Annotated in this window: 8 protein-coding genes and 1 pseudogene; 6 read left to right on the top strand and 3 right to left on the bottom strand. The window is 67.3% G+C overall.

The features are described 5' to 3' along the window. The first annotated feature begins 46 nt into the window (after positions 1–46). The gene (locus tag OG963_RS14690; protein ID WP_371799070.1) at positions 47–466 is read left to right on the top strand and encodes an STAS domain-containing protein; all 420 of its coding nucleotides are present in this window, start codon (positions 47–49) and stop codon (positions 464–466) included. Between the two features lie 368 nt (positions 467–834). Here the strand turns inward: OG963_RS14690 and OG963_RS14685 are convergent, their stop codons facing one another. From OG963_RS14685 to OG963_RS14675, 3 genes and pseudogenes are all read right to left on the bottom strand, one after another. Next, a complete protein-coding gene (locus tag OG963_RS14685) occupies positions 835–3,000 on the bottom strand; it encodes a SpoIIE family protein phosphatase (protein WP_371800296.1) in 2,166 nt (721 codons plus the stop codon). A gap of 551 nt (positions 3,001–3,551) precedes the next feature. Next, positions 3,552–3,855 (bottom strand): annotated as a pseudogene (locus OG963_RS14680) (IS5/IS1182 family transposase); the annotation flags it as partial. A gap of 33 nt (positions 3,856–3,888) precedes the next feature. Next, positions 3,889–5,247 carry a PP2C family protein-serine/threonine phosphatase gene (locus tag OG963_RS14675; RefSeq protein ID WP_371799069.1) on the bottom strand — a complete coding sequence of 453 codons (1,359 nt, stop codon included), beginning with the start codon at positions 5,245–5,247 and terminating at the stop codon, positions 3,889–3,891. A gap of 701 nt (positions 5,248–5,948) precedes the next feature. Between OG963_RS14675 and OG963_RS14670 the strand changes: the two genes are divergently transcribed. From OG963_RS14670 to OG963_RS14650, 5 genes are all read left to right on the top strand, one after another. Then, the gene (locus OG963_RS14670; protein WP_371799068.1) at positions 5,949–6,878 is read left to right on the top strand and encodes a universal stress protein; all 930 of its coding nucleotides are present in this window, start codon (positions 5,949–5,951) and stop codon (positions 6,876–6,878) included. Between the two features lie 337 nt (positions 6,879–7,215). Then, on the top strand, positions 7,216–8,235 hold the full coding sequence (locus OG963_RS14665; protein WP_371799067.1) for a PP2C family protein-serine/threonine phosphatase: 1,020 nt from the start codon (positions 7,216–7,218) through the stop codon (positions 8,233–8,235). A 390-nt stretch (positions 8,236–8,625) separates the two neighbouring features. After that, on the top strand, positions 8,626–9,000 hold the full coding sequence (locus OG963_RS14660) for a DUF488 domain-containing protein (protein ID WP_371799066.1): 375 nt from the start codon (positions 8,626–8,628) through the stop codon (positions 8,998–9,000). 309 nt (positions 9,001–9,309) lie between these two features. Then, positions 9,310–12,096 carry an aconitate hydratase gene (locus OG963_RS14655; RefSeq protein ID WP_371799065.1) on the top strand — a complete coding sequence of 929 codons (2,787 nt, stop codon included), beginning with the start codon at positions 9,310–9,312 and terminating at the stop codon, positions 12,094–12,096. A gap of 117 nt (positions 12,097–12,213) precedes the next feature. Continuing rightward, positions 12,214–12,504 carry a hypothetical protein gene (locus tag OG963_RS14650; protein ID WP_371799064.1) on the top strand — a complete coding sequence of 97 codons (291 nt, stop codon included), beginning with the start codon at positions 12,214–12,216 and terminating at the stop codon, positions 12,502–12,504. Positions 12,505–12,549: the final 45 nt, after the last annotated feature.

Raw genomic sequence — 12,549 nt, 5'->3', positions numbered from 1 at the left:
CGCCGTGCGGGTGTGCGGCTGTCCGAAGACGTGAAGAGGGATGGCAATGCGAACCAACATCATCCGGGACGAGCACGTGACCGTGAGTTACGACGTGGTGAACGGCTGGACCGTCGTTGAGGTCGACGGCGATGTGGACCTCCGTACCTCTCCCATGATCCGCGAGGCAGTGATCAGGCTTCTCGGTGAGGGACACCGTCACTTCGTTCTGGACCTGTGCTTCGTTCCCTTCATGGACTCGATGGGACTGGGCATGGTCGTGGCGATCACGAAACGCATCCGTGAACACGGTGGCTCACTGCGTATCACGTACACCCCTGGCCCGATAGTCAGGGTCTTCGAGATCAGCGGCCTGCACGCGACTTACCAGATCTACCACTCACCGGAGGAGGCAACGCAACGTACTCCATCGCCCGACGGCCTGGCGGACTGGCCACATTCTCCGTCTGTGAAAAAAGGGTCTTAAGAGCTCGCGCGGATAGGCGGCGTGGGGCCCCACAAGGTGGCACAGGCCCCGGTGATCATGGATTTGCAATGCTCTGTGACCCCTGGGGGAGAGCTGTGCCCGTCCTTCCATCATGCGCGACCCGCTACCCAAGCGCCCTACGGTCGATCGGCCCACCCGTTGGATTGCCACCGTAGCCGTATCAGCGACTGGATCAAGTGGATCCGGCTCGGCGTCTTCGCCCGGCTCAAACTGATCGCGCACGTGTGGCAGAACGCCTTCCACCGGCTCCGATCGGGTGGTCTCGAAAGGTAGGCATGCTTCACCGAGCCCGGCGGCGTGGGCGGGGCGGAGACAGGAGCCCCGCCGTGCGGGGCGGGCTTTTGGTGTCAGCGGCCGTGTTGTTGAGGCTGGATGAGGAGCAGGGCGATGTCGTCGTTGCGGGGGGCGACCCGTTGGGCGTGGTGGATGAGGGTGTCGGCGAGGGCGTCGAGGGTCTGGTCCCGGGCTTGTGCGAGTTGGTCGGCGAGGTCGGCGGTGGCGTCATCGATGTCGATGCCGGGGGTTTCGACGAGTCCATCGGTGTACAGGGCGAGCACAGCTCCGGGCGGTAGGGGGATGTTGGTCTCTGGGTATTCGGCGTCGGGGTCGATGCCGAGCAGGAGTCCGGGTATCAGCGGGAGGATCTCAGTGTGTAGGTCGGGGTGGCGCAGGAGTGGGGGCGGGTGGCCGGCGGTGGCCAGGCAGACGCGGTGGCGTGCCAGGTCGAGCTGGACGTAGAGGCAGCTGGTGAACAGGCCGGGGTCGAGGTCGGTGAGCAGGCGGTTGGTGCGGGCGAGGACTTGGCCGGGCGATGCGCCAGCGGTGGCGTGGACGGCGGTGCGGACCTGCCCCATGAGGACGGCGGCGTTCACGTTGTGGCCTTGGACGTCGCCGATTGTTGCGGCGGCGAGGTCGGTGTCGAGATGCATGAGGTCGTAGAAGTCGCCGCCGACGTCCATGCCGTGAGCGGTGGGGAGGTAGCGGGTGGCCACGTCCAGGCCGGGGATGCGGGGCAGCGCTTGAGGCAGCAGGCTGGCTTGCAGACTGTGGGCGAGAGCCTGATTGGCGTCGTAGAGGCGGGCGCGGTCCAGAGCCTGGGCGATCAGTCCGGCGGTCGCGGTGAGGACAGCTCGTTCCTCGGGCGTGAAGGGATGCGGCCGGTCGTACGCGAGGACCAGCGAACCGACGGGGCGGCCGGAGGCGATCAGGGGCAGGAAGGCCCAGGCGGCCTTGCCGTCCTGCAGGACGGCGGGGGGATAAGCGCGCTTGAGGTCCGTGAAGGTGGCGTAGAAGCTGGGGAGGCCGCTGTTCAGGACATCCACGGCAGGGGTGTCCGAGGTCAGGGGGATGCCGTCGAAGCGGTCCATGAGTGCGGCGGTGTAGCCGCGGTATCCGATGATCCGTAGCCGGCCCTCCTCGGCGATCATCAGGGCGAGGGCTTGGGCATGGAAGGCGGTCGGGATCAGGTCAGCGATCCGGTCGATCACGTCCGTGACCCCGGCGGCGTCGGTCAGCGTGGTGGCGAGGTGCATCAGGTGGTGGTGGGCGGTCGACCGGCCTGGTGCGGCCGGCGGTGCGGGGTGCAGAACTTCTGACGTCTCCGAGGCAGGGGCCGGCGAGGCCGGGGCGATGCGGACGCTGATGCCGAAGACGTCCGGGTAGAGGTGGAAGGACAGCCACTGGTCTGGTGGGCGCAGGGCGGTGAAGGAGGTTGGCTCGTGGCTGAGTACCGCGGCCCGGTAGCGGTCTTCGACGACTGGGTCGTCCAGCCATGGCAGGACCTGCCTGGGCAGGACGCCCAGCAGGTCGACGGCGCTGGCGCCGAGGAGGTCGGCGGCGGTGGTTGTGATGAAGGTGATCCGGCCGTCAAGGTCCAAGGTGCAGCATCCTCCGGGCAGGCGTTCGGCGAAGTCCGCCGCTGCCGCCTGTTGGATTGGCCCGCGAGCGCGGGCACGCAGGGGGGGCAGGACCTGCGGCTCGGACCCGGGCAGCAGCGGGTGGCCGCTGTCGGCGGCCTGCCGCAGGAGAAGGCCCAGGCGGCGGCAGGACGTATGGATCGCGTTGCGTTCGTGTCGGGTCAGCTGCGATGGGTGCGAGCTGGGCCACCGCACCACCAGGGCGCCCCAGACGGTGGTGCCGGTGGTGATCGGGGCAGCGGCTGCCGAGAAGGGGTAGGGCAGCGCGAGCGCCATCTGCGGGTAGTGTCGCGCCATCTCTTCCTGGCTGCCTATCCACACCAAGCGCCGCTCGCGCACGGCGTCGGTCGCCGGGGTGCGGGCCGCCAGCGGCACCTGAGTCCAGTGCGCGGCGATCTGCCGGGGAACCCCCGCGAGCACCGTCAGCCGGAGCACCCGCTCGCCCGGCTGCAGCAGGTACACCAGACCCCCGGAGGCGCCTGCATCCCGCATGAACTGGTCCAAAGCGGCGTCGAGTAGATGCGTGCCGGAGCCTGTGCCAGTGCCGAAGCCGGCAAGGTCCTTCGTGCTCTCACCCTTCCGAGCGGCACCAGGCAGGGAACCCTCCAGGCGCCTGAAGCGATGTCTGGCCGCCTCCGCGCTGATGCCCAGGCCAGCACCGATCTGCGCCCAGCTGGCCCCGGTTCGTCGGTCCGCCAACACGGCCCAGCGCACCAGCTGATCGGCCAGCCCGGGCACCTCCGCCACGGCGGCAACATGGCAGACCTCCGCTCCTCGCCCCGGGCGCGAGTCGCTCGCCTGCGGGGTTGCGGCCTGCACCTGCGTCAGGAGATCCGCTTGCGCGAACTCCAGCGCCTGCCGCGCCTCTGCCGCCGCCTGCCAGCGACGCCTGGCTCGCCAGGCCGCCTGCCGATGCGCCTGATGGCAATACCGCCGACCCGGGCCTGCCGACTCCGGCAGTGGAGCTTCGCACCAGGCACACCGATCGTCGCCCATATACCGATCGTCGCCCATATAGGGAAAATACGCACTGCTGCCGTGACGGCCTGCTAGACACGTCCGCGGGGCGATGGCGGCTGTACCTATAGGCATACGTACCGATCATGTCGGCATTCAACACACCAGACGTTCCGGAAATAGGCACGCGCTCAGGGGCGACGGTTCGGGTGGTTGCCCCAGCAGTGGGTCGTCCACGCCTTGCGGAGCAGGCTACGGACAGTGATCGTCTTGGCGAGGTCGAGAAGGCGTCGATGACCGCGACGCAGCGTTCGTAGCATCGGGCGAGCCGGTGGAGGCGTTGTGCCACGCGTGGGTGCGCTCGACGTGCGAGCGCTGGCCCGGCTGGATCGGCACCTTCTCACCCTTGTGCGCGATGCGACCGTGCAGACTGCGCGCGGCGAGTTCGGCACGGGTCTTGGCCGAGTCGAAGCCGGCGTCCAGGCGCACGGTGACGCCGCCTATCTGCGCGAGCTCCAAGCGACTTCGTCACGCCGCAGTTGACAGCGAGTCGGGTGTGCGCAGGGCGAGCAACGCAACATCGTCGTCGAATACTTGGTCCTGCCCTGCGACGAGGTCGGCGCACAGCTGGGGCAGGGGTGCCGTGGCCAGGCGGGCGGCGTGGCCGGCCAGGGCGGCAAGGCCCGTGTCGATGTCCTGGTTGCGGCGCTCCACCAGCCCGTCGGTGAACAGCAGCAAGGTGCTGCCGGGCGGGAGCGGGTGCTCGTGGGTGAACCGGGGGATGGAGGGATCGATGCCCACCGGAATGCCGTGCTGGGTGGGAGCGAGGTAGCCGGTGTCACCGTCCGCGCCGATCAGCAGGGGCGGGAGGTGTCCGGCGTTGCTCCAGCGGAAGGTGTACCCGTCACGGCCCTCCTCGATGCGACCGCAGACCAGCGTGGCCGTGGGGGGATCATCGAACATGGTCAGGGCGTGGTCGAGTCTCGATACGATCAGGCTGGGCGGCCCGCCGTGGTCGTAGGCGAGGGCGCGCAGCATGTTGCGGATCTGGCCCATCAGGGGGGCGGCTTCGACGTCGTGGCCGGTGACATCTCCGATCACGACGCACGTGGCGCCATCCGGCAGGAGCAGGGCGTCGTACCAGTCCCCGCCGAGCCGGGGGAGGTCGGAGGCCGGTTGGTAGGCGCCTTCGACGGCGAGGGGGCCCAGGTCGGGCAGGGTGGGCAGCAGGCGGCGCTGGAAGTTTTCGGTGCTGCGTCGGAGGCGCTCGTACAGGCGGGCATTTTCGATGCTGACGCTCGCGGCACTGGCCAGCGCGGTCAGCAGCGCCTGGTCTTCCTCGCTGAACGGTGTGCCGTCGTGTTTGTCTGCGAGGTAGAGGGTGCCGTAGAGGGTGTCGCGGACAGTCAGTGGGACACCCAGGAGTGTTGTCATCACCGGGTGGTCGGGCGGGAAGCCGGCCGAGCGGGGGTCGGCGGCGATCTCGTCGACCCGCAAGGGCTGGCATTCAGCGATCAGGCCGCGCAGCAGACCGTGCCCTTGTGGGAGACCGGAGGCGGCCCTGAGCTTCTCGTCGTCCACCCCGACGGTGATCAGGTCGACGATGTCTCCGCTGTCCCCGAGCACCCCCAGCGCGCCGTAACGGGCGGCGATGAGATCGGCGGCGGTTTCCACGATGTGCTGGAGTACGGCACGGGGGTCCATGTCGGCGCTGATGGCCACCACCGCGTCCAGCAGGCGTCGCAGCAGGCGCTGATCCATGGTCAACTGTCGTACCTGGGTGTTCAGTTCCTCGGAGGACTGCTTGTCGGGCAGTCGGCCGCTCTCCTCCAATGCGGCGGTGACGTGCCCGGCTGCCTCTTCCGGTGGCTCTGGATCAATCGACATGGGGCACCTCCCGGCGGGTCGGGAGCCGATAGGGCTGTGGCCGCCTTCCCTGCATGGCCACCGTACTGCGAGCGCCAGACAGGTGCGCGTCGCGCTACGAGGATCTCGCCTCCCACCGCTGGGCTGCCATTGGCCCGGATCGGATCACGGGACCACGATGAGAGGGAAGTGGGCGGTCCCGGGCCATTCGTGCGGGCACCGAGCCGATCAGACGGTGCAAGCGGTGCTCTGGGCCGCCAAGTACGAGTGCGTCGGCTTGATGCTCTCAGGCGCGTCGGCCTGCGGGGCTGCAGGGGCCGGAACTGTGAATCCTGGGTAGTTGAGGGGAGGGAAGCGGGCTGATGTAGGCGACCAGCAGGGGCATTCCGGCAGCCCAGGCCAGGCGCCGCTGGCCATGGGGTCGTCGTAGCCCACCAACCAGGTGGAGCGGGCGAGCGCTGCGCTTGCTGGACCTCAGCATGTGTCATGACGGTGTCGCAAGCTCGATGGCGGCATACTCGGCAGGCTTTGCAGGAACCCTGGTCAGGCCGTCGGCATTTGGGCCTGGGGCGCAAAGAGTCGGACTTCGTCGATGACCACCGCAGCGCTTGTCGAGCACCTGCGTCACGCGGCACTGCCCGGACTCCGGCCTCAGCTTCATCTGCGCGCAAATGAACCCGCAGGCGCAGGATGGGGTGGAGGGAGACGGTGGGAGGTGCCGAATGAGCGTCGAAGAGGCGTCGAGCGCACGCATCGTGGTGGGTATCGATGGTTCCGAACCGTCGAAGGTTGCCCTGCGGTGGGCGGTCAGGCAAGCGGAGTTGACAGCGGCGTCAGTGGAGGCGGTTACCGTCTGGGAAATGCCCTTCACCTGGTACGGAATCCCTTTTGCGCCGGATCGGACCCCGTACATAGAGCGGGCTGGCACGCTTTTGCACGAAGCCATCGACGCAGCCATCGGACCGGAGCACCCGGTCGAGATCCGATGCCGCGTGCTCGAAGGGAATCCCGCGGGCGCGTTGGTGGACACCTCGCGGTCGGCGGAAATTCTGGTCGTGGGGAACCGAGGGCATGGTGGATTCTCCGAGGCGCTGCTGGGATCCGTGGGGCAGCATTGTGTTCACTACGCGACCTGCCCTGTGGTCGTCGTTCGCGGCCCGAAGGCGGCTGAGATGACGGTAGGTATTTCACCGCCTGGTCGGATCGTGGTCGGAGTCGATGGCTCGCATTCGTCCAAGGCCGCCTTGCGGTGGGCCGTGGACCAGGCTCGGCTCCGGCGGGGCATTGTGGACGTGGTGATCGCCTGGCAGTACCCGCCGGCCTACGGGATGAGCGACGCACTGGTCACCGGCGACTTCGACAGGCTGGCTGCCCAGGTGCTGCGTGAGAGCATCGACGAAGTCGTGGGGCCCGAGCCGCCGGTCGAGATCCGTGAGAGCAAGCAGTTCGGTAACACCGTTCAAGTTTTGCTGGACAAGGCGCAAGGGGCGGAACTGCTCGTTGTCGGAAACCGTGGGCACGGGGGATTCGCCGAGGCGCTGCTCGGCTCGGTGAGCCAGCACTGCGTCCACCACGCGACCTGCCCGGTGGTCATCCTCCGTGACGACGTGAACAGCAGACCACCCGTCACCGTCGAGCCCAATGGACCGTAGTCCTTGGCCGGGCAGTTGCAACTGGCTGGAGGCCGGGCATCCCGTTTCGTGTACTCAAGCCCGGAGGGGTCATGAACGCGCTTTCTCCGGGGTGAGCACGGCGACCGGTTGCCGGCTTCGGGGCGCCGCGGCTTGAGTGGTGAGTGAACGCCACGTCGCCAGCAGTTTGCCGGGGTGGACGGACTGCGAGACCCTGAATAGTATGTTTTGTCGGCGTATGTCGCTACGCGCACCCCGTCCGCCGCTTGCACCGCGTGCCGGGCGCGTGGACGAACTGTGTGACACAGGCACCGTCAAGGCCCCGATGGTATATGTGGTCGTATTGACCGTTCCGATAGTGCTGCTGGAACTGGTAATCGATGACCAGACGGTGCGGCTCGCCCCCCTCCTGGTCCTACTGCCCGCTTTCCCGGCGGTGATCGGCACGGTGCGTCAGACTGCCTACGCAGTCGGCTGGATGTTGATCTGCATCACAGGTGTGCTGATCTACCGGCCGCTTCCCTCCTGGTACGACTCCGTGATCGTCATGGTGTTGGCCGTCGTCCTCGGTGTGTTTTTTGTCCTGATTTGCTGCAGACGGGTCCGGCGCGAGCGGGCTCTGCGTCGGGTCCGATCTACGGCTGTCGCCTTGCAACGGCAGGTGCTACGCCCCCTCCCAATAATCACCGACCAGGTGGTGGTTGACGGGCTGTACCTGCCGGTGGAGGAGGACCGGCTGGTTGGAGGAGACATTTACGAGGTGGTGGCCTCGCCTTTCGGTACGCGTCTACTCCTCGGTGACGTCCAGGGTAAGGGGCTACCTGCGATAGGAGCTGCTTTCGCCACGCTCGGAGCGTTCCGCGAGGCCGCCCTACAAGAACCGACGCTCACCGCCGTCGTGGAGTCCCTGGAAAGCGCCGTCGCCCGACACAACGCCTTCGCCCAACAGATGGGCGAACCTGAGCGGTTCGTCACCGCCCTCGTTCTGGGAGTCGACGCTTCGACTGAAACACAAGCCGTCAACTGCGGCCACCTCCCGCCCTATGTGCTGAACGAGGGACCAGTCACCCCCGTGCTGCTCGGGGACCCCGGCGTGCCACTCGGTCTTGCGGACCTTGCCCTGGAACCGCGGACCGTCGTGTGGTTCCCGTTCCCACTCGGCGCCACCCTTCTTGCCTGCAGCGACGGAGTTACACAGGCCCGCAGCAGCACCGGGGCGTTCTATCCGCTCGAGGAACGCCTACAGGGCTGGACGGATGTCTCTCCCTGGGAGGTCGTCGACTGCCTAGCAAACGACCTGAGCCGACACTCCGAAAGGAAACAGCGGGACGACATCACCGCGCTCGTAGTCCGCAGGTCACCAGGCACTTTCGGTTGAGGGAGCAGAGGAGGGAGACGGTGGATGGGGGACGCTCTGCGCTTGACCTGGGAGACCCTCCATGCGCCAACCAGCCGTGGACAGGCTCGGCAGTGACCCTGACTTCCATCCTAGTGACGGCGCGCATCCGCGGGCCGTCACCGCCGGGACGTTCGGATCCTCCGGCGTGGGCGGCGGTGCCTCAACCGCCGCCAGGATGGCTGACCTGAATGCTCTCGTCCGTCTCGCCGAATGCTCGCGGGAACCGCTCGGTCGGCCTACGACCGGCCCTGACGGTCAACCCTCGATAAAATGGGTGAAGAAAGGCCACCGAATGCCTTGCGGCGTAGTGGCCGGAAACTGACCGACGGTCGCGTGAACTCGGACGACCCGTCCCGAAGAGGTGTGGTCATGGCCAAGCAGATCACCTACCGCAGAGTCTATGAGGAGACCTCCGCCAAGGACGGCACGCGGGTACTCGTCGATCGTGTTTGGCCGCGGGGCATGCGCAAGGAGGATGCGCATCTGGACGAATGGCTGCGTGACGTTGCTCCCTCCACCGAACTGCGCAAGTGGTACGGCCACGAGCCCAGCCGCTACGTCGAGTTCCGCCGCCGCTACCTCGCCGAGTTGCGTGACCCCAGACACCAGCAGGCTGTGGGACATCTGCGTGACCTGGCTGACCAGGACAAACTCACACTGCTGACCGCCACCAAAGACGTGGACCACAGCCAGGCTGCCGTCCTCGCCCAGTGGCTGACCGGCGCCAGGCCTTCGAAGGTCTGAACCGCCTCCATCCCGGCAATAGGGAGACGCAGATCCTGGCGGCCACGCACCGGGGGACCCGGCGGCTGCCGCGTCAATCCAGGCATCCGACACCGGTACGCACGGCGTTTTCGACGTGAGTTGGTCGAACTCGCAGGCCGCGTCACGAGATGGCGACGAATAGGAGTAAAGGCAGCTTGGACCGCACCTGTCGTCGCTGTCTGGAACCAGCTCGCGGTAGGACTCCGGGCTATCGGTAACCCCCTTGACAGGCATCGGCCTGGCCAGCCTGCACCTGCACCCGCCGACCCTTCCTGAGGAGACGCTTCCATGTCGCTGAACAGCTTTGCCGCCCGCGGCACACTCGACGCGGCCGGGACCGAGTACTCCATCTATCGGCTCAACGTGCTCGCCGATACACAACGGCTGCCGTACAGCCTCAAAGTGCTGTTGGAAAACCTGCTGCGACGGGAGGACGGCCGCTCGGTGACCGCCGACCAGATCACTGCGGTGGCTGAGTGGGACCCGCAAGCCGAACCCGTCACCGAGGTCCAGTTCACCCCGGCGCGCGTGCTGATGCAGGACTTTACCGGGGTGCCATGCATCGTGGACCTGGTGGCGATGCGCGAGGCGATGGCCGTGCTCGGCGCCGACCCGACCCAGATCGACGCTTCGAGGCCGGTGGAACTGGTGATCGATCATTCTGTGATCGCCGACCACTACGGGACTTCGGACGCGTTCGAACGGAACGTGGAACTGGAATATCGGCGCAATCGGGAGCGGTATCAGTTCCTGCGCTGGGGGCAGAGTGCGTTGAGGAACCTTCGCGTCGTACCGCCGGGGACCGGGATTTGCCACCAAGTCAACCTGGAACATCTGGCCCGCGTGGTGTTCACCGAGGACGGCACGGCCTTCCCCGACACCCTGGTCGGCACGGACTCCCACACCCCGATGGTCAACGGGCTCGGTGTACTCGGCTGGGGAGTGGGCGGCATTGAGGCGGAAGCCGCGATGCTCGGCCGACCGGTGAGCATGCTCATCCCACGAGTCGTCGGCGTGAAGCTCACCGGTGTGCTCCCTGAGGGCAGCACCGCCACCGACCTGGTCCTGACCATCACAGAGCGGCTGCGTGCCCGGGGCGTGGTGGGGGCCTTCGTGGAGTTCTACGGCCCGGGCGTGGCCAACGTGCCGCTGGCGAACCGGGCCACCATCGGCAATATGAGCCCGGAGTACGGCGCAACGTGCGCGATCTTCCCGATCGATGAGGAGACATTGTCCTACTTGCGGCTTACGGGCAGGGGCGACGACCAGGTCGCGCTGGTGGAGGCGTACGCCAAGGAACAGGGCCTGTGGCACGATCCCGAGCACGTACCTGACTACTCCGAGACCCTCGAGGTGGACCTGTCGGCTGTCGTCCCCTCGATCGCGGGGCCCAAGCGTCCGCAGGACCGCGTTCCCCTGGCCACCGCGCCGAGCAGCGTTCTCGCCTCGCTAGACGGCGATGTGACGGGTGGCGCGGTGCCCGGCGGGCTGGACGAGGGCCTTGAGGAATCTTTCCCTGCTTCCGACCCCGTAGCTATCGCCAGTGGCTGCTGCCCCACCAGTGACCGGCCGGTCTCCTACGAAGTGGCCGCGCCGGCTGGGGAGCGGAAGCTCAGGTCCGTCCCGGTGGCTGGGGAGGACGGCACATCCTACGAACTCAGTGACGGAGCCGTCGTGATCGCCGCGATCACCTCCTGCACCAACACCTCCAACCCGCAAGTCATGGTCGGCGCCGCGCTGCTGGCCAAGAAGGCCGTCGAAAGAGGACTACGGTCCAAGCCGTGGGTGAAGACCACCCTGGCGCCCGGATCGGCGGTGGTCATGGACTACCTCCGACGCGCCGGCCTCGTCCCCTACCTGGACGCCCTCGGCTTCGATCTGGTGGGCTACGGCTGCACCACCTGCATCGGCAACTCCGGCCCACTGATCGGCTCGGTCTCCCAGGCTGTCGAGGATGGCGACCTTACGGTGGCATCCGTGTTGTCCGGCAACCGCAACTTCGAAGGACGCATTCATCCAGAGACGAAGCTCAACTACTTGGCCTCCCCACCGTTGGTGGTCGCCTACGCCCTGGCCGGGTCGATGACCGTCGATCTCACCCGAGACGCGTTGGGCACCGACAACGACGGCAGGCCCGTTTACCTGCGCGACGTCTGGCCCAGCCAGCAGGAGATCGAGCAGGTAATCTCCTCCAGTCTGCAGCCGGAGATGTTCACCAGGCGCTACGCCGACGTGTTCGCCGGAGACAAGCGCTGGCAGGCACTATCCACCCCCGTGAGTGATCTCTTCGCCTGGGACCCGGCCTCCACGTACGTCCGCCGACCGCCCTACTTTCAGGACATGCCCCGTGACCCGCGACCTCCGGGCGACATCGAGGGAGCCCGAGTACTGGCGCTGCTCGGAGACTCGGTAACCACCGACCACATCTCCCCAGCAGGAGCGATCAGATCCAACTCCCCAGCGGGGGAGTACCTTCGCGCCCACGGCGTGGAACCGGAAGACTTCAACTCCTACGGTTCGCGCCGAGGGAACCATGAAGTAATGATCCGCGGCACCTTCGCCAACATCCGGTTGCGCAACCTGCTGGCTCCCGGTACTGAGGGCGGCTTCACCCGGCACCTTCCCGGCGGCGAGCAGACCACCATCTACGAAGCGGCCATGCAGTACGCCGCCGACGGCGTCCCGTTGCTGATCATCGCAGGTAAGGAGTACGGCGCCGGATCATCACGGGACTGGGCGGCCAAAGGAACGGCACTGCTTGGCGTCCAGGCAGTCCTGGCCGAGTCCTTCGAGCGCATCCACCGATCCAACCTCATCGGAATGGGGGTCCTGCCACTGCAGTTCGCACCCGGCCAGAACCCCCAGTCGCTCGGCCTGACCGGCGAGGAGACCTTCTCGGTCGGGGGCCTGTCCACTCCGACGGGCGTACCTCGGGAGGTCACTGTGACGGCCGACGGGCCCGACGGCCCCAAGCGGTTCACCACGCTGGTACGCCTCGACACTCCCACTGAAGCCGACTACTACCGTCACGGCGGCATCCTGCCCTACGCCCTGCGTGCCTTGCTCCCCACGTGATGAGCATGCGGTGAACGAGCCGCTCCGTTGGAGCCACCGGGATCCGCCGTCCGCCCGTGCCTCACCGGCGAGACGACGGCCGCCGCCTAGTTAGAGGAGACCGCCCGTCGCGCCCGCATGTCGCCGAACTACCTGGCATACCTGGAGGACAATCCTGCCGACCCGAATGTGGCGACGGTCATCAGGCTGGCCGACGCGCTGGGAATTACCGTCGCGGCCCTGCGCGGGGGAGGCGTTGATCTGGCCCCCGTGCCGGGGCCACGCGCTGCTGCATCCTCAGCTGCGGGACCGTCTTCCCCTCAGCCCCGCCCAGTGAGCGGCCTACCTCGCCACAGCGTTCGCCGTGGTAATGGCCGGGCATGTCTGGAGTGGCGGGCGGGCAGGGTTTGGGCCACGGGGCGGGTGTGAGCCAGAGGGACTGACCCTGCGCGGCACCACCCAGGCGCCCATCGC

Origin of the sequence: Streptomyces sp. NBC_01707 (assembly GCF_041438805.1) — a bacterium.
Lineage (GTDB): Bacteria > Actinomycetota > Actinomycetes > Streptomycetales > Streptomycetaceae > Streptomyces.
The sequence above is the reverse complement of the archived record's forward strand: the minus strand, read 5'-3'. Positions and strand labels throughout refer to the sequence as shown.